Raw genomic sequence first — 19,809 nt, 5'->3', positions numbered from 1 at the left:
GGTTCAAAATTCAGAGGAACCAAAGATGAGTAGCGGACGTATCGTTCAAATCATCGGCGCCGTCATCGACGTGGAATTCCCGCGCGATCAGGTCCCGAACATCTATGACGCGCTGAAGGTACAAGGCGCGGAAACCACCCTGGAAGTCCAGCAGCAGCTGGGCGACGGCATCGTCCGTACCATCGCCATGGGTTCGACCGAAGGCCTCAAGCGCGGTCTCGACGTCGCCAGCACCGGTGCTGGCATCCAGGTTCCGGTCGGGGTGAAAACCCTGGGAAGGATCATGGACGTCCTCGGCAACCCGATCGACGAAGCGGGCCCGATCGGCGAAGAAGAGCGCTGGGGCATCCACCGCGCTGCGCCGTCTTACGCGGAGCAGGCTGGCGGCAACGAGCTGCTGGAAACCGGCATCAAGGTCATCGACCTGGTCTGCCCGTTCGCCAAGGGCGGCAAGGTCGGTCTGTTCGGCGGCGCCGGTGTCGGCAAGACCGTCAACATGATGGAGCTGATCCGTAACATCGCCATCGAGCACAGCGGTTACTCCGTGTTCGCCGGTGTGGGCGAGCGTACCCGTGAAGGGAACGACTTCTACCACGAGATGAAGGACTCCAACGTTCTCGACAAAGTTGCCCTGGTCTATGGCCAGATGAACGAGCCGCCGGGCAACCGTCTGCGCGTGGCGCTGACCGGCCTGACCATGGCCGAGAAGTTCCGTGACGAAGGTCGCGACGTTCTGCTGTTCGTCGACAACATCTACCGTTACACCCTGGCCGGTACCGAAGTGTCCGCACTGCTCGGCCGTATGCCGTCCGCAGTGGGTTACCAGCCGACCCTGGCCGAGGAAATGGGCGTTCTGCAGGAACGCATCACTTCCACCAAGTCGGGTTCGATCACCTCGATCCAGGCCGTCTACGTTCCTGCGGATGACCTGACCGACCCGTCGCCGGCGACCACCTTCGCCCACCTTGACGCCACCGTGGTTCTGTCCCGCGACATCGCTTCGCTCGGTATCTACCCGGCGGTCGATCCGCTCGACTCCACCTCGCGTCAGCTGGACCCGAACGTGATCGGTGCCGAGCACTACGAGACCGCTCGTGGCGTGCAGTACGTCCTGCAACGCTACAAGGAGCTGAAGGACATCATCGCTATCCTCGGCATGGACGAGCTGTCCGAAGCCGACAAGCAACTGGTATCCCGCGCTCGTAAGATCCAGCGTTTCCTGTCCCAGCCGTTCTTCGTGGCCGAAGTCTTCACCGGCTCGCCGGGCAAGTACGTTTCCCTGAAGGACACCATCGCTGGTTTCAAAGGGATCCTCAACGGCGACTACGATCACCTGCCGGAACAAGCGTTCTACATGGTTGGTGGCATCGAAGAAGTCATCGAGAAAGCCAAGAAACTGTAATCGGGAGCGCCCGGTGACGGGCGCCCACGCGAGGCTACCTAATGGCTATGTCAGTCCATTGCGATATCGTCAGCGCGGAAGGCGAAATCTTCACCGGTCTGGTGGAAATGGTGATTGCGCACGGCAACCTGGGTGACCTGGGTATTTCGCCGGGCCACGCACCCTTGATCACCGACCTGAAGCCGGGTCCGATCCGTCTGGTCAAGCAGGGCGGCGAAGAGGAGGTGTTCTACATCTCCGGCGGTTTTCTCGAAGTCCAGCCGAACATGGTCAAGGTTCTTGCCGACACCGTGCAGCGCGCTGGCGACCTCGACGAAGCGTCCGCCCAGGAGGCCGTCAAGGCCGCCGAGCAGGCTCTGAACGATAAGAGCGCGGAGTTCGACTACGGCTCGGCTTCGGCCCAGCTCGCCGAAGCCGCCGCCCAGTTGCGGACCATCCAGCAGTTGCGCGCCAGAGCCAAACGCTGAGTGAATCCGTTTCGACAATCAGGGGTAGCTTCGGCTACCCCTTTTTGTTTGCGTCTTTTCCGAACGCTGTTGCCGGCATGATCTGGCTGTCTTAAGGTCGCGCCGTTTCCCTTTGCTCCCGGAGGTCCCTGCATGTCCCTTGAAGTCGTGATTCTCGCCGCCGGCCAAGGTACGCGCATGCGTTCGGCACTGCCCAAGGTGCTGCACCCGGTAGCCGGCAAACCGATGCTCGGGCATGTCATCGACAGCGCGCGCCAGTTGCAGCCGCAGGGCATCCACGTGGTCATCGGGCACGGCGCGGATGCGGTGCGCGAGCGGCTCGCCGCGGACGACCTCAGTTTCGTCATGCAGCGTGAACAGCTCGGCACCGGCCACGCCGTGGCCCAGGCGGCGCCGGCGCTGTCCGCCAAGCGCGTGCTCATCCTCTATGGCGACGTCCCGCTGATCGAAGTCGGCACCCTGCAGCGCCTGTTGCAGAAGGTGGATGACCAAAATCTGGCGCTGCTTACCGTGGAGCTCGGCGACCCGACCGGCTACGGGCGCATCGTCCGTGACGCCGTGGGGGCGGTGAGCGCCATCGTCGAGCACAAGGACGCAACGCCCGAGCAGCGCGCGATCAGGGAAGGCAATACCGGGATCCTCGCGGTGCCCGGCAAACGCCTCGGCGGCTGGCTGAGCCGGCTGTCCAACAGCAACGCGCAGGGCGAGTACTACCTGACCGACGTGATCGCCATGGCGGTCGCCGACGGGCTCACCGTCGCCACCGAACAGCCGCTGGACGCGATGGAGGTGCAGGGCGCCAACGACCGCATCCAGCTGGCCGAACTGGAACGTCATTACCAGCAGCGTGCGGCACGTCGCCTGATGGCCGAGGGCGTGACGTTGCGTGATCCGGCGCGTTTCGATGTGCGCGGAGACGTCAGTGTCGGCCGCGACGTGCTCATCGATATCAACGTGATTCTCGAAGGCCGCGTGCTGATCGAGGAGGGCGTGGAGATCGGACCGAACTGCGTGATCCGCAACAGCACGCTGCGCAAGGGAGCGATCGTCAAGGCCAACAGCCATCTGGATGGCGCCGAACTGGGCGAGGGCGCGGATTGCGGCCCGTTCGCGCGGCTGCGTCCGGGCAGCGTGCTGGGTGCGAAGGCCCATGTAGGCAACTTCGTCGAACTGAAGAATGCCGTCATGGGGGAGGGCGCCAAGGCCGGCCATCTGAGCTACCTCGGCGATGCCGAGATCGGTGCGCGCAGCAACATCGGCGCTGGCACCATCACCTGCAACTACGACGGTGCCAACAAGTCACGCACGCGGATGGGTGAGGATGTATTCGTCGGTTCCAACAGCGCACTGGTCGCTCCGGTGAGCCTCGGCGACGGCGCCACCACGGGTGCCGGGTCGGTGGTCACCCAGGACGTGCCGGCAAATACGCTGGCCGTCGGGCGCGCCAAGCAGCGCAACATCGAAGGCTGGAAGCGGCCGGTGAAGGTGAAGAAGTAGCGTGATCGATGATGAGAAGGCGGCCCTGGGCCGCCTTTTTCGTTTCTGTGGTTGACGTGAAAGCTTCGTTAGGTTTTGATTCGACAACTTTAATTTCGAATCGAAACTTAAGTATGTCGAAGCGCAACACGCCGCAACGTCGTCACGCCATCCTGGCTATGCTCGCCGAGTCGGGAGAAGTCAGCGTGGACGAGTTGGCCAAAGGCTTCTCGACGTCCGAAGTGACCATCCGCAAGGACCTCACGGCGCTGGAGAAGAATGGCCTGCTGCTGCGTCGCTACGGCGGCGCGGTGCCGGTGCCGCAGGAACTGATCGCCGACGATGCGCAGCCGGTATCACCCTACAAGCGCGCGATTGCCCGCGCCGCGGTCGCCTGCCTGCGTGAGCATGCACGCATCATCATCGACAGCGGCAGCACGACGGCGGCGATGATCGGTGCGCTCGGGCGTCAGCCGGGCCTCGTGGTGATGACCAATTCGCTGAACGTGGCCAACGCCCTGCGCGAACTGGAGCACGAACCGGTCCTGCTAATGACCGGCGGCACCTGGGACCCGCACTCCGAATCCTTCCAGGGCCAGGTCGCCGAACAGGTGCTGCGTTCCTATGATTTCGACCAGCTGTTCATCGGCGCCGATGGCATCGACCTGGAGCGCGGCACCACCACCTTCAACGAGTTGCTGGGCTTGTCGCGGGTGATGGCCGAGGTCGCCCGCGAGGTGATCGTGATGGTCGAGTCCGACAAGATCGGCCGGCGCATGCCGAACCTCGAGCTGCCCTGGAGCAGCGTGCATACCCTGATCACCGACACGCGCCTCACCGCCGAGGCGGGTGATCGCATCGAATCCCTTGGCGTACGGCTGATCCTCGCCGCCGCCAGCGACAAATAGGAGAGAAACATATGTGTGGCATCGTTGGCGCCGTCGCCGAACGCAATATCCTGCCGGTCCTCGTCGAGGGCCTCAAACGCCTGGAATACCGCGGTTACGACAGCGCCGGCGTGGCCCTGCTCGACGGCGACGGCACATTGCAGCGCGTGCGCCGGCCGGGCAAGGTCAGCGAACTGGAGCAGGCCCTGGCCACAGCTCCACTGAATGGCCGGCTGGGCATCGCCCACACCCGCTGGGCCACCCACGGCGTGCCCAGCGAGCGCAACGCGCACCCGCATTTTTCCGGCAACGACCTGGCGCTGGTGCACAACGGCATCATCGAGAACCACGAGCCGCTGCGTGCGCGTCTCAAGGACATGGGCTACCTCTTCACCTCCGAGACCGACACCGAAGTCATCGTGCACCTGTTGCACCATCACCTGGACGCGCTGGGCGACCTGGCCGATGCGCTCAAGGCGACGGTGAAGGAGCTGCACGGCGCCTACGGCCTGGCCGTGATCAGCGCCAGGCAGCCGGACCGCCTGCTGGCCACCCGCAGCGGCAGCCCGCTGGTGATCGGCCTGGGTCTGGGCGAGAACTTCCTCGCTTCCGACCAGTTGGCGCTGCGCCAGGTGACCGACCGCTTCATGTACCTGGAGGAGGGCGACATCGCCGAGATCCGCCGCGATTCCGTGCAGATCTGGGATCTCGACGGCCAGCCGGTGCAGCGCGACCAGGTGCAGTACCACGAAGGCGCGGAAGCCGCCGACAAGGGCGCCTACCGGCACTTCATGCTCAAGGAAATCCACGAGCAGCCCAAGGTCGTGCAGCGCACGCTGGAAGGTCGCCTGGGTCTCGACCACGTGCTGGTCGAGGCCTTCGGCCCGCAGGCCGAGGCGCTGTTCGCCCAGGTGCGCAACGTGCAGATCGTCGCCTGCGGCACCAGCTATCACGCTGGCATGGTCGCCCGATACTGGCTCGAGGAACTGGCCGGGATTCCCTGCCAGATCGAAGTCGCCAGCGAGTTCCGTTACCGCAAGGTGGTGGTGCAGCCGGACACCCTGTTCGTCAGCATTTCGCAGTCCGGCGAAACCGCCGACACCCTGGCTGCGCTGCGCAACGCCAAGCAGCTTGCCCCCGGTGCCGGCGGCTACCTGGCCAGCCTGGCGATCTGCAACGTCGGCACCAGTTCGCTGGTGCGCGAATCCGACCTGACCCTGCTGACCCAGGCCGGGCCGGAAATCGGCGTGGCGTCGACCAAGGCGTTCACCACACAGCTGGTCGCCCTGCTGCTGCTGACCCTGGCGCTGGGGCGCGTGCGCGGCGGCTTGTCGAAGACGGTGGAGGCCGAGCTGGTGGACGAGCTGCGCCGCCTGCCGACCCGCCTCGGCGAAGCGCTGGGCATGGACAAGACCGTGGAGAAAGTCGCCGAACTCTTTGCCGAGAAGCACCACACGCTGTTCCTGGGTCGCGGCGCGCAGTACCCGGTGGCGATGGAGGGCGCGCTCAAGCTCAAGGAAATCTCCTACATCCACGCCGAAGCCTACCCGGCCGGCGAACTCAAGCACGGCCCGCTGGCGCTGGTGGACAGCGACATGCCGGTGGTCACCGTGGCGCCGAACAACGAGCTGGTGGAGAAGCTCAAGTCCAACCTGCAGGAAGTACGCGCGCGCGGCGGCCAACTGGTGGTGTTCGCCGACATCGAGGCCGGTATCGACAACGGCGAAGGCACCTACGTGGTCAGCATGCCGCACATTCACGACATCCTCGCGCCGATCCTCTATACCTTGCCGCTGCAGCTGCTGTCCTACTACGTAGCCGTGCTCAAGGGCACCGACGTCGACCAGCCGCGCAACCTGGCGAAATCGGTCACCGTGGAGTGAAGTCTGGAGGCGTGCGGACAGCATTGGCGGATTCCACCGCCCGGCTGCCGCCGCCTCCCCGAACCGTTCTGGCGCTCTATGAACATCAACTTCGATCTCAATGATCTCCAGGCCTTTCGCGCGGTGGTCGAGAAGGGCAGCTTTCGCAAGGCCGCCGAGGCCATCCGCATCTCGCAGCCGGCGCTCAGCCGGCGCGTCGACAAGCTGGAAACCGCGCTCGGCGTGAAGCTGTTCGAGCGGACCACCCGCAAGGTCAGCCTGACCATGGCCGGGCGCGCGTTCATGCCGAATGTCGAACGCCTGCTGGATGACCTGGAAGTCGCCTTGCTCGGCATCACCGGCGTCGCTTCGAACCGCCTGGCCAACGTCACCATCGCCTGCGTGCCGTCCACCGCCTACTACTTCATGCCGCAGGTGGTCACCGAGTACCACCGCCTGTATCCACGGACCAAGGTGCACGTGCTGGATGCCAGCGCCAGCGAGGTACAGGACGCGGTGGCCAGCGGCGAAGCGGATCTCGGCCTGAGTTTCACCGGCGCGCTGGATCCGGCCATCGCCTTCGAGCTGCTGCTGCAGGAACGCTATGTGATGGCCTGTCGTCGCGACCATCCGTTGGCGGAAGCGGCGCAGGTGAGCTGGGACGAGATGTACCGGCAGGACTACATCACCCTTGGCAAGAGCTCGGGCAACCGTTTTCTGCTGGATCAGGCGCTGGTCAAGGTCCGTCCGGAGAAGGCCGGGATCTGCGAAACCCGCCATGTGACCACCATGATCGGTCTGGTGGAGGCGGGGCTGGGCGTGGCGGCGGTGCCGTCCATCGCCATGCCGATGGCCGGGCACCCCTTGCTGGCGAGCGTGCCGCTGGTGGAGCCGGAGGTGCTGCGCAATGTCGGCCTGATCAAGCGCAGGGGGCACTCGCTGACACCGGCCGCGCTGGAACTGGAACGCCTGGTGCGGGAGATGAAGCGCCTGCCGGGCTGATTGCCACCCGGCAGGCCCGCGTTCAGACCGCCAACTGCGGTTGCGCGGAGATGCGCCGATACATGTACAGCGTCGCCAGCAATGCGCAGAGGGCGGCGAAGGTCATCCAGTAGCCGGGCGCGGCCTTGTCGCCGGTGGCGTGGATCAGCGCGGTGGAGATCGCCGGGGTGAAGCCACCGAATACAGCGGTGGCCAGGCTGTAGGCCAGGGAGAAACCGGCTACGCGGACTTCCACCGGCATGATTTCGGTAAGCGCCGGAATCATCGCGCCGTTGTACATGCCGTAGAGGAACGACAGCCACAGCAGCACTTCGAGCATGTGCGCGAAACTCGCCGCCTGCGCCAGGTACGACAGCGCCGGGTAAGCACTGACGATGGCCATCACGGTCATGGCGACCAGCACCGGTTTGCGCCCGATGCGATCGGACAGCGCGCCGCCGATCGGCAGCCAGATGAAGTTCGACACCCCCACCAGCAGCGTCACCAGCAAGGCATCCGCCGTGCTCAGCTCAAGCACGTTCTTGCCGAAGGTCGGCGCGTAGACGGTGATCAGGTAGAACGCGGTGGTGGTCATCGCGACCATCAGCATGCCGGCCACCACGGTGACCCAGTTCTGCATCAGCGTGCGGAACACCTCGCGCATCGTCGGACGGTGTCGGCGCGCGATGAATTCCTCGGTTTCCTTCAGGTTGCGGCGCAGCAGGAAGATGAACGGCACGATCATGCAGCCGATCGCGAAGGGAATGCGCCAGCCCCAGGCCGCCACGTCACTGGCCGCCATTCCCTGGTTCAGCGCGTAACCTAGCGCCGCGGCGACGATGATCGCCACCTGCTGGCTGCCCGACTGCCAGGCGGTATAGAAACCCTTGCGCCCCGGCGTAGCGATCTCGGCTAGATACACGGATACCCCGCCCAGTTCCGCACCGGCCGAGAAGCCCTGAAGCAGTCGGCCGATGAGCACCAGCAGCGGTGCCACCAGGCCAATGCTGGAGTAGTCCGGCACCATCACGATCAGCAGGGTGCCGCTAGCCATGATCGAGAGCGTCACGATCAGCCCCTTGCGGCGGCCGACGTCGTCGATGTACGCGCCGAGGATCACCGCGCCCAGGGGACGCATGAGGAAGCCTGCGCCGAACACGGCAAAGGTCATCATCAGCGAGGCGAATTCGCTGGATGACGGGAAGAACGCGGCGGCGATGTGGTTGGCGTAGAAGCCGAACAGAAAGAAGTCGAACTGTTCGAGGAAGTTGCCCGAAGTGACTCGGAATACGGCGGCGATTTTTGCCCGCGCGGATGTTGCCGCGGATTTCATCGAATCCTGCATGGGTATTCTCCAGCCTTTTTGTCCATGCGCAGGGGGGCGCACGATTATTGGAATCCTCGATGTTGGCTGACACATCTTGAAATGATAAGTGCGTATTTCGCATGTATTGATGCGTGCCTGGCATCAGTTTGAATTCGATTCCAACCAATACGCATGAAACCTGTCGGGTCTTCCCCTGCGTGATGACCTCAGTGCTGGTGCGAACGGCCGACGTGGGACGGAGCCTCCTCCACGTTGATGCTGGCTTCGGTGAGCTGGCGGACGATCTGGCAGCGTTCGATTTCGCCGCCTTCCGCGCAACTGCGGCGCAGCTCCACCAGTTGCACCTGGAGCGCCTGCAGGCCGGCGATGCGGGCGGCGACGTGCTCGATGTGCTCGTCGATCAACTCGTTGAAGGCTTCGCAGTTGTTCTGCGGCTGATCGCGGAATTCCAGCAGGCGACGAATCTCGTCGAGGGTCATGTCCAGCGTGCGGCAGTTGCGGATAAACGTCAGTCGCTCGCTGTGTAGCGGGCCGTAAACCCGGTAATTGCCTTCGCTGCGGGCGGGAAGCGGCAGCAGGCCTTCACGTTCGTAGTAGCGGATGGTTTCCACGGGGCAGTGGGTCTGCCGCGCCAGTTCACCGATTTTCATGAGGCCTCCAGGTCGCTTGACCCTGTAGTTGCTACAGGGTGTTCACTGGGCACCATACCCCATCCGGAGAACCGAGATGACCCAGTGTTGCGGTGACCACGCCTGCGGAAAACCCTCCGCGGACCGACAGGACGTTCAGGATCGCCACGATCACGATCACGATCACGATCACGATCACGGCGCGGTGACCGGCCAGCTGAGCCGTTTCCGCATCGAGCAGATGGATTGCCCGACCGAGGAAAGCCTGATCCGCGGGCGCCTCGGCAAGCTGCCCGAGGTACAGCGCCTGGAGTTCAACCTGCTCAAGCGCGTGCTTGGCGTGTGGCACACGGGGCTGCGGGAAGCGACGATCCGCGACGCGATCGCCGAGCTGGGCATGCGCGCCGAACCGCTGGCGGCGACCACCACGCGGATCGCCATCGCGCAGATGGACTGTCCGACCGAGGAGCGTCTGATCACCGACAAGCTCGGCGGCATGCCCGGCATCACGGCGCTGCAGTTCAACCTGATGCAGCGTGTACTCACCCTCGGCCACGATCCGGAGGCGCTGCAGCCGGCGCTGCAGGCGATTCGCGAGCTGGGTTTCACGCCGCAGGTGGCGACGACGGGCGAACCGGCGCCGCAGATGGCGCCGACGAGCGGAAAGGGCATCAAGCTGGCACTGGCCGGTGTCGCCGCGATTGCCGCCGAAGTGCTGCATTTCGCCGACCTGGCGCCCGAATGGCTGGTGGCACTGATCGCCTTGGCCGCCGTGTTGCTCAGCGGGGTGGAGGTCTACAAGAAGGGCTGGATCGCGCTGAAGAACCGCAACCTCAACATCAACGCGCTGATGAGCATCGCGGTGACCGGGGCGATCCTCATCGGCCAGTGGCCCGAGGCCGCGATGGTGATGTTCCTCTTCGCCGTTGCCGAGCTGATCGAGGCGAAGTCCCTCGATCGTGCGCGCAATGCCATTGGCGGCCTGCTCGAACTGGCGCCGGAAACGGCCACGGTACGCCAGCCCGACGGCAGCTGGCTGAGCACGCCGGTGGCCGAGGTGGCGCTGGGCAGCCAGGTGCGCGTTCGTCCTGGCGAACGCATCGGCCTGGATGGCGAAGTCCTCGTCGGCCAGTCCAGCGTGAACCAGGCGTCGATCACCGGCGAGAGCCTGCCGGTGGAGAAGGCCGTCGGTGACGCGCTGTTCGCCGGCACCCTGAATGGCAATGGCGCGCTGGAGTACCGGGTCACCGCCGAGCCGAGCAACAGCACGCTGGCGCGGATCATCCAGGCCGTCGAGCAGGCCCAGGGCATGCGCGCGCCGACGCAGCGTTTCGTCGACCGCTTCTCGCGCCTCTACACCCCGGCGGTGGTGCTGCTATCGCTGGCGGTGGCGTTGCTGCCGCCGCTCTTCGACGGCCAGTGGCTGGAGTGGATCTATCGCGCGCTGGTGCTGCTGGTGGTCGCCTGCCCCTGCGCGCTGGTGATTTCCACCCCGGTGAGCATCGTCAGCGGGCTCGCCGCGGCGGCGCGCAAGGGCATCCTGATCAAGGGCGGCGCCTACCTGGAGAACGGTCGTCACCTCAGCCACCTGGCGTTGGACAAGACCGGCACGCTGACCTACGGCAAGCCGCAGCTGACCGATCAGCATCTGCTGGTGGATGCCGATCCGACGACCGTCGTCGGCCTCGCGCTGAGCCTGGCGGCACGTTCGGACCATCCGGTGTCGCAGGCCATCGCCCGGCATGGCGAAAACCAGCCGCTGCGGGACGTCGAGGAATTCGCCGCGCTGGCCGGGCGCGGGGTGCGCGGGCGCATCGGCGGGCAGCTGCTGCACTTGGGCAATCATCGCCTGGTGGAAGAGCTGGGGCTGTGTTCGCCCGAGCTGGAGGCGCGCCTCGACGTGCTGGAGCGCGAGGGCAAGAGCGTGGTGCTGCTCTGCGACGAGCTGCATCCGTTGGTGCTGTTCGCCGTGGCCGATACGCTCAAGCCGAGCAGCCGCGAGGCGATCCGCGAGCTGCACGCATTGGGCGTCAGCACCCTGATGCTCAGCGGCGACAACTCCCACACCGCGGCCGCCATCGGGCGCCAGGCTGGCATCGACGAGGCTCGCGGCGAGCTGTTGCCGAGCGACAAGCTGGCGGCCATCGAGGCGCTGCTGGGCAAATCCGGCGGCGTCGGCATGGTCGGCGACGGGATCAACGACGCACCGGCGCTGGCGCGCGCCGACATCGGCTTCGCCATGGCGGCGATCGGCAGCGACACCGCCATCGAGACCGCCGACGTGGCGATCATGGACGACGACCTGCGCAAGATTCCGGCATTCGTGCGCCTGTCGCGGCAGACCGCGGCCGTGCTCAAGCAGAACATCGCGCTGGCACTGGGGATCAAGGCCTTGTTCCTGCTGGTCACCCTGACCGGCCACGCGACCTTGTGGATGGCGGTGTTCGCCGACATGGGCGTCAGCCTTCTGGTGGTGCTGAACGGCATGCGGCTGCTGCGCAAATAGCGGCTGACGGACGAACGGTCGATAGATCGCGACCTGTCCGGGTCTACCGGGTAAGTGGTTCCGTGCGTCCCGCCGCGTTGGCAGCGGGACGATCCCAGCCCCGGGGAGCGATGCGATGACAGCTCAAAACACCCCCCATACTGCACATGTGGCCGTCGCCCTCTATCCCAATCGGGCGCACGAGGCCCAGCACGAGCGGATCTCGCTGGGCGAACTGGCGCGTCGCATCGCCGGCCTTCAAGGGCTGCCCTATTACGGCGAATTCAACCCCGCGCAGGCGCCGGCCGAGTCGCTGTATCTGGTCCCCAGCGGAACCCTGATCGGCGTCGACGAGGCGCGTTCGCTCGGTGTCGCCAGCGAGCAGGATCTGTTCGGCGGCGTGGTTCCGCTGCCCTTCGTGGCGACCAAGGCGATCAGTCACGGGCTGGTGGGCGCGGGTGCACAGGCACCGCAGGGTTGGCCGGAAGCCTTCGCCTCGCAGGCCGGGGACGCGCTGCTCGACGGCTTCACCGCGTTCGATCTGGACGATGCCCGCGAGGCCGGACGGCGGCTGCTGCGGCAGGGGCGCATGCGGGTCAAGCCGGTACGCGCCACTGCCGGACGAGGACAGTGGCTGGTCGAGGATACCGACGCGCTGGAGCAGGCGCTCGCTGCCCAGGACGCCGACGAAGTGAACGCCTTCGGGCTGGTGCTGGAGCAGCATCTGGACGAGGTGCTGACCTACAGCGTCGGCCAGGTACGCATCGGTGAACTGCTGGCGACCTATCACGGTCGCCAGCGGCTCACCGAGGACAACGCCGGCGAGACGGTCTATGGGGGCTCCGACCTGGTCGTGGTGCGCGGCGATTTCGACGCCCTGCTGCGACTGGATCTGCCCGACCCCGTGCGCCTGGCGGTGCGCCAGAGCCAGCGCTACGACGCCGTCGCGAGCGCCTGCTTCCCCGCGCTGATCGCGTCGCGGCGCAACTATGACGTCGCCCAGGGCCGCGACGCGCATGGCCGGCAGCGCTCCGGCGTGCTGGAGCAGTCCTGGCGCATCGGCGGTGCCAGCAGCGCGGAAATCGCCGCGCTGGAAACCTTTCATGCCGACCCGACCGTGACCCGCGTGCGGTCATCTTCGCTGGAGTTCTTCGGCGAAGCCCGCCAGCCGCCGACCCATGCCTCGGTACTGTTTCGCGGTCTCGATCCGGAAATCGGCTTCATGACCAAATGCGTGACGGTGGAGGCGTATGAAGGCACGTAGCGAAACATTCGACATCGAAGTGGAAGTCGCCGGCGAACAAATCGCCGGTACGTTCCTGGTTCCCCGCTCGAAAATTCCCGGCGTGCTTTTCGTCCACGGCTGGGGCGGCAGCCAGGCGCGCGACATCGCGCGCGCCCGCGGCATCGCCGGGCTGGGTTGTGTGTGCCTGACCTTCGACCTGCGCGGTCATGCGCAAACTCGCGAGCAGCAGGAGACAGTTTCCCGCGAGGACAATCTCAGCGACATCCTCGCCGCCTACGACCGCCTCGCCGCGCACCCGGGCATCGACACCTCGGCGATCGCCGTGGTTGGCACCAGCTACGGCGGCTACCTGGCGGCCATTCTCACCACCCTGCGGCCGGTGCGCTGGCTGGCGCTGCGAGTGCCGGCGCTTTACCGCGACGAGGACTGGACGCTGCCCAAACGCAGCCTGGACCGCGTCGACCTTGCCCAGTACCGGCGCACCCGCGTGCTGCCCAGCGAGAACCGTGCGCTGGCCGCGTGCGCGGCCTTCACCGGCGACGTGCTGATCGTCGAGTCCGAGCACGACGATTTCGTCCCCCACGAGACGATCATGAATTACCGCGCGGCCTTCCAGAAAACCCACTCGCTGACTCACCGCATCATCGACGGCGCCGACCACGCGCTCAGCGGCGAGACCTGCCAGCAGGCCTATACCTCCGTGCTGACCGGCTGGGCGACCGAGATGGTCATCGGCGCGCGCGTCGGCGGGGCGATGCCGGGCGAATACGCCTGATCGAATCCGCGCTGCGATTTTCCAGCGTAGGAGGAAAGGTTTCGTCTATCGGGTAGATAGCATGACACCTATCGAATAGGGGCTTATGGTAGTCCTGCCTGTTACAGGAGGACTTCCTCATGTTCGCGCCGCTCATGACAGCCTTGCGTGACTTGCACCTTCCCGTGCAGTTGCGCCTCTGGGACGGTAGCCACGTCGTTCTGGGCCCCAGCCCTGTGGTCACGTTGGTGGTGAATGACCCGGCGCTGGTCGGCCAGCTCGCCAGGCCCAGCCTGGACCTGCTGGGCAGCAGCTATGTCGAAGGCCGCCTCGGGCTGGAGGGGCCGATACTCGAGGTGATCCGTATCGCCGACAGCCTGTGCCGGGCCCTGATCGGTGAAGATACGGGTACTGCGCCGAGTCGCCAGGCCCACGACAAGGCCACCGATGCGGCGGCAATCTCCTATCACTACGACCTTTCCAACGACTTCTACCGACTCTGGCTGGACCAGGACATGGTCTATTCCTGCGCCTATTTCGAAACCGGCGGGGAAGACCTCGACCAGGCGCAGCAGGCCAAGCTGCGTCACCTGTGTCGCAAGCTGCGCCTGCAGCCCGGCGACCGGCTGCTGGACGTCGGCTGCGGATGGGGCGGGCTGGCGCGTTTCGCCGCGCGGGAGTTCGGTGCCGAGGTGTTCGGCATCACGCTCAGCCGCGCCCAGCTGGAGCTGGCGCGCCAGCGCGTGGCCGACGACGGCCTTGCCGGACAGGTGCAACTGGAACTGATGGATTATCGCGAGTTGCCGCAGGACGGCCGCTTCGACAAGGTGGTCAGCGTCGGCATGTTCGAGCACGTCGGTCACGCCAACCTGCCGCTGTATTGCCGCACGCTGTTCAACGCGGTGCGTCCGGGCGGGCTGGTGATGAACCACGGCATCACCGCGCGCCACACCGACGGACGCCCGGTCGGTCACGGCGCCGGCGAATTCATCGGGCGCTATGTATTTCCCCACGGAGAGCTGCCGCACCTGGCGATGATCAGTGCGCAGATCAGCGATGCCGGGCTGGAAATCGTCGATGTGGAAAGCCTGCGCCGGCACTACGCGCGCACCCTGGAGCTGTGGAGCGGGCGGCTGGAGGCGCGGCTGGAGCAGGCCAGGGCGCTGGTCCCGGAGGAGGCGCTGCGCATCTGGCGGCTCTACCTGGCCGGCTGCGCCTATGGCTTCGGGCGCAACTGGATCAACCTGCACCAGATCCTCGCGGTGAAGCCGCGGGAGGACGGCTCCCACGAGCTGCCCTGGTCCCGCGCCGATCTGTATGCCTGAAAGGGCGCGGGTGGGTTTTACTTCGCCGTCGAGCTAGGTACCTTGGCCGTCCTCGGAAAAAGGGATGCCTCGGCCATGAGCGAATTGATCACCTACTACCTGGAAATGAACCAGTCGCAGGCGTTGCGCGCCAAGCCGTTGCCGGCCGGCTTGAGTGTTGTCGAATGCGAGCAGCCGCAGTTCGCCCTGAACCGCTTTCTCTACCAGTTGGTCGGCGGTCCCTGGGAATGGACCGACAAGCTGTCGTGGAGCGACGCGCAATGGCGTGAGCTGGTGGAAAACCCCGCGCACCGCACCTGGGTGGCTTACCGGCGCGGCGCCATCGCCGGCTATTACGAGCTGTATCGCCCGGATGAGCGCAACGTCGAGATTCTCTATTTCGGCCTGGCGCCGGAATTCTCCGGACAGGGGCTGGGCGGGCCTCTACTGTCCCACGCGATCGCCTCGGGCTGGAACTGGCCGGGGACTGAGCGCATCTGGCTGCACACCTGCAGCCTGGATCACCCGGCCGCGCTGGCCAACTACAAGGCGCGCGGCTTCGAGCTGTATCACCAGATCGCGTCGGCGGAGTGACGCCGCTCAGGCCATGCCGGGACCTTCTTCGTCCGGCTCGGCTGGCGCTGCGCCAAGCTCGAACGGCTGGTCCTGGTCGTAGGCGCTCAGGGCGACGCGTTCCAGGCCGCCGTGAGCACGCTGGTGCAGCGGCTTCAGTGCCATCTCCAGGTCGTGCACCGGCAACCGGGCAATGGCCTCCACCACGGCTTCGCCCGGCACGCTTTCCTCTTCCAGCAGACGCTGGCTGATCTCGTCCAGCGCCGGCTTCATCCGCTGCAGCAGGGCGAAGCATTCGCGGTTGAGCTGCTGCAGCAGCGCATCGGCCGAGTGCAGCGTTTCGCTGCTGTCGAAGTCGATGTGCGCCTCGCGCACCGCCTGCAGGCTGAGCAGCGAGCCGGCCGGGCCCATGCCCAGCGCGCCGACCATCGACAGCGCGAGCTTTGAGGCTTCCTGCAGATCCTGCCCGGCACCGGACGAGACTTCGTGGAAATACAGCTGCTCGGCGTTACGCCCGGCGAGCAGCATCTGGATGCGTCCGCGCAGTTCGGATTCCAAGTGCAGGCGCTTGTCTTCCAGCGGCGTCACCAGCGTCACGCCGAGGGCCTGGCCGCGCGGCAGGATGGTGACTTTCTCCACCCGGCCGGTGTTCAGCGCGGCGGCGACCAGCGCGTGGCCGGCCTCGTGCACGGCTATGCGTGTGCGTTCGGCGTCGGAGAGCGGGGTGACGCCATCTGGCTTGGCGCCGATTCGACTGATCTCGATGGCCTCCACCATGTGCTCCATCTCGACCCGCGCGGCGCGGTTGCGGGCGGCGAGCAGGGCCGCCTGGTTGACGATCGAGGCGATCGCCGCGGGGGTCAGGCCGACGCTGTTGCGCGCCAGCTGGGCGAAGTCGATGTCGGCGGCGCGGCGCAGCTTGCCGGCGTAGAGGCGGAACAGCGCACCGCGGTCGGCCAGCGTCGGCAGGCCCACGGCGATCGAGCGGTCGAAACGCCCTTCACGCAGCAGCGCGGCGTCCAGCGAGTTGGGGAAGTTGGTCGCGCCCACCACCAGCACGCCTGAGCTGGCATCGAAGCCGTCCATTTCGGTGAGGAAGCGGTTGATGATGCGGTTGCTCTCGGCGTCGCTGGAGCGGGTCTGCTCGGAGCGCTTGCCGATGCCGTCGATCTCGTCGATGAAGATGATGCACGGCGCCTGGCGCCGCGCGGCCTGGAACAGCGCCTTGACCTTCTGGATGCCGACGCCGAAATACATCGAGGAGAAGTCGCTGCCGGTGACCTGGATGAACGCCGCGTTGGCCTCGCTGGCCAGGGCCTTGGCCAGTTGCGTCTTGCCGGTGCCGGGCTCGCCGGTCAGCAGCACGCCGCGAGGCGGCCGCGCACCCAGTTCGACGAAGGCGCTGGGGTCGCGCAGGTAGGCGGTGACGTCGGTCAGTGCCTGCTTGGCTTCGTGGGCGCCGATCACGTCGTCGAAGCCGACCCCGGTACTTTTGCGCAGGACCGCGTACGGGCGCATTTTCACCGCCAGCACTGCCAGCAGGAGCAGTGCGAGCACGCCGAACGGCGCATAGGAGAGTGCGCCGGCATACCAGGGCGCTTCGCCATCGGTGCGGAACAGGCTGAGCGGGAAGAGTTCGCCACTGCCGTCGGCGTAGCGCTGCAGCAGCAGGTCGGCGATACGGCCGGACTGGTCCGGCAACCAGTAGCGAGCGCCGTCCTTGGTGCTGATGTAGACCGCGTCGCGATCCAGCGCGGCGCTGGCGATGCGTTTGTCGCGCAGGTCGGCGACCAGAGTGGACAGGTCGCGGCGGTTCTCAAGCCACGGCTGGGTCGATTCCTTCAGCTGCTCGAGCATCAACGCGGCCGCGCCGCTGGCGGCGGGCTGTACTGCCTGCGGCCAGAGTTGCCAGGCGGCGCCGGCGAGCAGCGCGACAGCCAGGAAAAGGCCCAGGAACGCGGCACGCCCGCGACGGGTATTCAGCAAAGCAGGCTTCTTCATCGTGCTTCCAGGCGGGCGGTGGCCCGACATCGATACGTCAACGCCGGGAGACCGGCTGCGGTGCTGCGGACAATCCGCTGTGAGGTGCACGCGAAGGCGGCACAAACAGGCTATCGGCGATAAGTTCCCTGCCTTGACGTCAAAAGACTGCCTTCTGTCGGGTGTCCTTCGCCGCCTTCAGCAGCTTGCAAAACCGGCGATTTCTCAAGGGGTTCCATGTGGAACATGCATGGATGCAGGCTTTCGGCTCATCGAGAGCCTATTGGCAACCGACCAGGCGATTGCAGATTACCGAGCCACGGGTGCCGCTCGACGAGGAGAGTCGGCTGACGTCGTTCCAGCCGAGCCGGCGACTGGAGCCGATCCAGATCTCGCCATCGCTGGCGATGCCGCTGAAGAAGGTCAGCCGGCCGTAGCGGCTGCTGGTCTGGCGCCAATGGCGGCCGCTCAGGCTGTCGTAGCCGCGCAGATAGGTATCCGAGCCGACTTTCGCCACCGCATAGGCATTGCCCAAGCGGTCTTCGCAGACCAGCAGATTGGCGCTGCGCAGACAGTCCGTCTTCGGTAGCGGCAACAGCAGACGTGCCTGTGCCGGTCCGTACGCGAGCAGGGCGAGGACGAAACTGCAGCGGATCAGCGAAAGCGATTTCATCGACACGGGCGATTTTCCAGTCGTCTTTAAATGTTATGGTATAACAAAAAACAGCCGCCCGGAGTGAAACCGGAAGCGACGGCAAAAACACCTACGTGATGCCCGATGAGGTAACCCGCATGACCCACCGTCTTCCCGTCACCGTGCTGTCCGGCTTCCTCGGCGCCGGCAAGAGCACCGTGCTCAATCATGTGCTGAGAAACCGCGAAAACCTGCGTGTGGCGGTGATCGTCAACGACATGAGCGAGATAAACATCGACGGCAGCGAAGTGCAGCGCGACGTCGTCCTCAACCGCGCCGAGGAAAAGCTCGTCGAGATGAGCAACGGCTGCATCTGCTGCACGCTGCGCGAGGACCTGCTGGAGGAAGTCAGCCGACTTGCCCGCGAAGGCCGTTTCGACTACCTGCTGATCGAGTCCACCGGGATCGCCGAGCCGCTGCCGGTGGCGGAAACTTTCACCTTTCGCGATGAGCAGGGGCAGAGCCTGGCCGACCTGGCGCGCCTCGACACGCTGGTCACAGTGGTCGACGGGGTGAATTTCCTCCGCGATCTGCATGCCGCCGACAGCCTCGCCAGCCGCGGTGAAAGCCTGGGCGAGGACGACGAGCGTTCGATCACCGACCTGCTGATCGACCAGGTGGAGTTCGCCGACGTCATCCTGATCAGCAAGATCGACCTGATCGCTTCTGCCGAACGCGAGGAGCTGATGGCGATCCTGCGCCGGCTCAATACCCATGCCGAGATCCTGCCGATGAGCATGGGTGCGGTGCCGCTGAAGAAGATTCTCGACACCGGCCGCTTCGACTTCGAGCGCGCTGCCCAGGCGCCCGGCTGGCTGAAGGAAATGCGCGGCGAGCACATCCCGGAAACCGAGGAATACGGCATCGCTTCCGGCGCTTACCGCGCGCGGCGTCCGTTTCATCCGCAACGGTTCTTCGCCTTGCTAAACCGCGAATGGACCAACGGGCGCCTGCTGCGCTCCAAGGGCTTCTTCTGGCTGGCGAGCAAGCCGCAGGAGGCCGGCAGCTGGTCGCAGGCCGGCGGGCTGATGCGTTACGGCTACGGCGGTCGCTGGTGGCGCTTCGTGCCGAAGAACCAGTGGCCAGATGACGACGAAGGGGTGCGCACGATCATGCGCCACTGGAGCGCGGACAGCGGCGATTGCCGCCAGGAACTGGTGTTCATCGGGCAGAACATCGACTTCGACCGGCTCACCGCCGAGCTCGATGCCTGCCTGCTCAGCGATGCGGAAATGGACCTCGGCACCGAGGCCTGGTTGCAGCTTCCCGACCCCTTCGGACCCTGGACGGAGGCCGCCTAGCGGTGTCGCTCAGTCCGCCTTCGGGGTTATCCACTGGCCCTGGCTCTGGCCCTCGCAGGCCGGCTTGAGGAAGCGCGCGTCGCTGGCAACGCCGTAGTAGTGGATGTCTTCGAGGTAGGGCATGTTGGAGGTGCGCGCGCCGCTGCATACGCCGAAGGCGCCGCCCGGGCACTGCTCGACGAAACTCACGTCGACCTTCTGGTCCTTGAGTTGCGGCTCGCAGTAGCCGCTGCGGAACAGGCCGCTGGGAATGCTGCGGTTCTGCTGGCAGATCTTCACTTCGACGTGCTCGTCCTGGCTGTGCACCACGCAGGCCTCGGCGAACGCCAGACCGGGCAACAGCAGCAGGCTCAAGAGTAGGGCGCGCATCGGCATCTCCCATGGAAGGCCGGCGACTTTAGCACGCCGGATCGGCGTCGTTGAGCGCGCGGGGGCTTCACC

The 19,809-nt window shown here is 65.8% G+C and carries 17 protein-coding genes; 12 read left to right on the top strand and 5 right to left on the bottom strand.

From position 1 onward, the window contains the following. Window positions 1-25: 25 nt before the first annotated feature. The 6 genes from atpD (at window position 26) to B2X67_RS12705 (ending at window position 7,096) form a co-directional block, all read left to right on the top strand. Window positions 26-1,402, top strand: coding sequence for a F0F1 ATP synthase subunit beta (atpD, locus tag B2X67_RS12730; protein ID WP_090231446.1), 1,377 nt, complete (start codon window positions 26-28; stop codon window positions 1,400-1,402). Window positions 1,403-1,443: 41 nt separating this feature from the next. Continuing rightward, the gene (locus B2X67_RS12725; protein ID WP_273233891.1) at window positions 1,444-1,869 is read left to right on the top strand and encodes a F0F1 ATP synthase subunit epsilon; all 426 of its coding nucleotides are present in this window, start codon (window positions 1,444-1,446) and stop codon (window positions 1,867-1,869) included. A gap of 132 nt (window positions 1,870-2,001) precedes the next feature. Next, window positions 2,002-3,366 carry a bifunctional UDP-N-acetylglucosamine diphosphorylase/glucosamine-1-phosphate N-acetyltransferase GlmU gene (glmU, locus tag B2X67_RS12720; protein ID WP_286785708.1) on the top strand — a complete coding sequence of 455 codons (1,365 nt, stop codon included), beginning with the start codon at window positions 2,002-2,004 and terminating at the stop codon, window positions 3,364-3,366. A 113-nt stretch (window positions 3,367-3,479) separates the two neighbouring features. Beyond that, window positions 3,480-4,253, top strand: a complete 774-nt coding sequence (locus tag B2X67_RS12715) for a DeoR/GlpR family DNA-binding transcription regulator (RefSeq protein ID WP_286785707.1) — start codon at window positions 3,480-3,482, stop codon at window positions 4,251-4,253. A gap of 11 nt (window positions 4,254-4,264) precedes the next feature. Continuing rightward, the gene (glmS, locus tag B2X67_RS12710; protein ID WP_286785706.1) at window positions 4,265-6,115 is read left to right on the top strand and encodes a glutamine--fructose-6-phosphate transaminase (isomerizing); all 1,851 of its coding nucleotides are present in this window, start codon (window positions 4,265-4,267) and stop codon (window positions 6,113-6,115) included. A gap of 78 nt (window positions 6,116-6,193) precedes the next feature. Further along, on the top strand, window positions 6,194-7,096 hold the full coding sequence (locus tag B2X67_RS12705) for a LysR family transcriptional regulator (protein WP_286785705.1): 903 nt from the start codon (window positions 6,194-6,196) through the stop codon (window positions 7,094-7,096). A gap of 22 nt (window positions 7,097-7,118) precedes the next feature. On the opposite strand, the gene B2X67_RS12700 is transcribed toward B2X67_RS12705, so the two are convergent. Then, window positions 7,119-8,420: an MFS transporter gene (locus tag B2X67_RS12700; RefSeq protein ID WP_286785704.1), complete on the bottom strand. Its 1,302-nt coding sequence runs from the start codon at window positions 8,418-8,420 to the stop codon at window positions 7,119-7,121. 188 nt (window positions 8,421-8,608) lie between these two features. After that, window positions 8,609-9,052: a Cd(II)/Pb(II)-responsive transcriptional regulator gene (cadR, locus tag B2X67_RS12695; RefSeq protein WP_282339173.1), complete on the bottom strand. Its 444-nt coding sequence runs from the start codon at window positions 9,050-9,052 to the stop codon at window positions 8,609-8,611. 76 nt (window positions 9,053-9,128) lie between these two features. Between cadR and B2X67_RS12690 the strand changes: the two genes are divergently transcribed. From B2X67_RS12690 to B2X67_RS12670, 5 genes are all read left to right on the top strand, one after another. Then, a complete protein-coding gene (locus B2X67_RS12690) occupies window positions 9,129-11,537 on the top strand; it encodes a heavy metal translocating P-type ATPase (RefSeq protein ID WP_376747726.1) in 2,409 nt (802 codons plus the stop codon). Window positions 11,538-11,652: 115 nt separating this feature from the next. Further along, window positions 11,653-12,780, top strand: coding sequence for a DUF3182 family protein (locus B2X67_RS12685; protein WP_286785703.1), 1,128 nt, complete (start codon window positions 11,653-11,655; stop codon window positions 12,778-12,780). After that, on the top strand, window positions 12,767-13,537 hold the full coding sequence (locus B2X67_RS12680) for an alpha/beta hydrolase family protein (RefSeq protein ID WP_286785702.1): 771 nt from the start codon (window positions 12,767-12,769) through the stop codon (window positions 13,535-13,537). Before B2X67_RS12685 ends, B2X67_RS12680 begins: the two co-directional genes overlap by 14 nt. 119 nt (window positions 13,538-13,656) lie before the next feature. Continuing rightward, entirely contained in the window at window positions 13,657-14,841 is a 1,185-nt protein-coding gene (gene cfaB / locus B2X67_RS12675; RefSeq protein ID WP_286785701.1) for a C17 cyclopropane fatty acid synthase CfaB, read from the top strand. Between the two features lie 75 nt (window positions 14,842-14,916). Next, window positions 14,917-15,414, top strand: coding sequence for a GNAT family N-acetyltransferase (locus tag B2X67_RS12670; protein WP_286785700.1), 498 nt, complete (start codon window positions 14,917-14,919; stop codon window positions 15,412-15,414). A 6-nt stretch (window positions 15,415-15,420) separates the two neighbouring features. On the opposite strand, the gene B2X67_RS12665 is transcribed toward B2X67_RS12670, so the two are convergent. Further along, window positions 15,421-17,394: an AAA family ATPase gene (locus B2X67_RS12665; protein ID WP_286785699.1), complete on the bottom strand. Its 1,974-nt coding sequence runs from the start codon at window positions 17,392-17,394 to the stop codon at window positions 15,421-15,423. A gap of 259 nt (window positions 17,395-17,653) precedes the next feature. Then, window positions 17,654-18,046 (bottom strand): glutamine synthetase, encoded by a 393-nt coding sequence (locus B2X67_RS12660; RefSeq protein ID WP_282339212.1) that lies wholly within the window; start codon window positions 18,044-18,046, stop codon window positions 17,654-17,656. Window positions 18,047-18,165: 119 nt separating this feature from the next. Here B2X67_RS12660 and zigA point away from each other — a divergent pair, with 119 nt between their 5' ends. Beyond that, window positions 18,166-19,368 (top strand): zinc metallochaperone GTPase ZigA, encoded by a 1,203-nt coding sequence (gene zigA / locus B2X67_RS12655; protein ID WP_286785698.1) that lies wholly within the window; start codon window positions 18,166-18,168, stop codon window positions 19,366-19,368. A gap of 9 nt (window positions 19,369-19,377) precedes the next feature. Here the strand turns inward: zigA and B2X67_RS12650 are convergent, their stop codons facing one another. Beyond that, the gene (locus B2X67_RS12650) at window positions 19,378-19,737 is read right to left on the bottom strand and encodes an NADH:ubiquinone oxidoreductase (protein WP_273233906.1); all 360 of its coding nucleotides are present in this window, start codon (window positions 19,735-19,737) and stop codon (window positions 19,378-19,380) included. Window positions 19,738-19,809: the final 72 nt, after the last annotated feature.

The organism is Pseudomonas sp. UBA3153, assembly GCF_002364635.1.
GTDB lineage: Bacteria > Pseudomonadota > Gammaproteobacteria > Pseudomonadales > Pseudomonadaceae > Pseudomonas_O > Pseudomonas_O kuykendallii.
This window is presented reverse-complemented; position numbering and strand designations above follow the sequence as displayed.

What these genes read in the sequence shown, in the direction of transcription:
- atpD (WP_090231446.1), top strand. Translation starts at nt 26, where the DNA reads ATGAGTAGCGGACGTATCGTTCAAATCATCGGCGCCGTCATCGACGTG.
- B2X67_RS12725 (WP_273233891.1), top strand. Translation starts at nt 1,444, where the DNA reads ATGGCTATGTCAGTCCATTGCGATATCGTCAGCGCGGAAGGCGAAATC.
- glmU (WP_286785708.1), top strand. Translation starts at nt 2,002, where the DNA reads ATGTCCCTTGAAGTCGTGATTCTCGCCGCCGGCCAAGGTACGCGCATG.
- B2X67_RS12715 (WP_286785707.1), top strand. Translation starts at nt 3,480, where the DNA reads ATGTCGAAGCGCAACACGCCGCAACGTCGTCACGCCATCCTGGCTATG.
- glmS (WP_286785706.1), top strand. Translation starts at nt 4,265, where the DNA reads ATGTGTGGCATCGTTGGCGCCGTCGCCGAACGCAATATCCTGCCGGTC.
- B2X67_RS12705 (WP_286785705.1), top strand. Translation starts at nt 6,194, where the DNA reads ATGAACATCAACTTCGATCTCAATGATCTCCAGGCCTTTCGCGCGGTG.
- B2X67_RS12700 (WP_286785704.1), bottom strand. Translation starts at nt 8,420, where the DNA reads ATGCAGGATTCGATGAAATCCGCGGCAACATCCGCGCGGGCAAAAATC.
- cadR (WP_282339173.1), bottom strand. Translation starts at nt 9,052, where the DNA reads ATGAAAATCGGTGAACTGGCGCGGCAGACCCACTGCCCCGTGGAAACC.
- B2X67_RS12690 (WP_376747726.1), top strand. Translation starts at nt 9,129, where the DNA reads ATGACCCAGTGTTGCGGTGACCACGCCTGCGGAAAACCCTCCGCGGAC.
- B2X67_RS12685 (WP_286785703.1), top strand. Translation starts at nt 11,653, where the DNA reads ATGACAGCTCAAAACACCCCCCATACTGCACATGTGGCCGTCGCCCTC.
- B2X67_RS12680 (WP_286785702.1), top strand. Translation starts at nt 12,767, where the DNA reads ATGAAGGCACGTAGCGAAACATTCGACATCGAAGTGGAAGTCGCCGGC.
- cfaB (WP_286785701.1), top strand. Translation starts at nt 13,657, where the DNA reads ATGTTCGCGCCGCTCATGACAGCCTTGCGTGACTTGCACCTTCCCGTG.
- B2X67_RS12670 (WP_286785700.1), top strand. Translation starts at nt 14,917, where the DNA reads ATGAGCGAATTGATCACCTACTACCTGGAAATGAACCAGTCGCAGGCG.
- B2X67_RS12665 (WP_286785699.1), bottom strand. Translation starts at nt 17,394, where the DNA reads ATGAAGAAGCCTGCTTTGCTGAATACCCGTCGCGGGCGTGCCGCGTTC.
- B2X67_RS12660 (WP_282339212.1), bottom strand. Translation starts at nt 18,046, where the DNA reads ATGAAATCGCTTTCGCTGATCCGCTGCAGTTTCGTCCTCGCCCTGCTC.
- zigA (WP_286785698.1), top strand. Translation starts at nt 18,166, where the DNA reads ATGACCCACCGTCTTCCCGTCACCGTGCTGTCCGGCTTCCTCGGCGCC.
- B2X67_RS12650 (WP_273233906.1), bottom strand. Translation starts at nt 19,737, where the DNA reads ATGCGCGCCCTACTCTTGAGCCTGCTGCTGTTGCCCGGTCTGGCGTTC.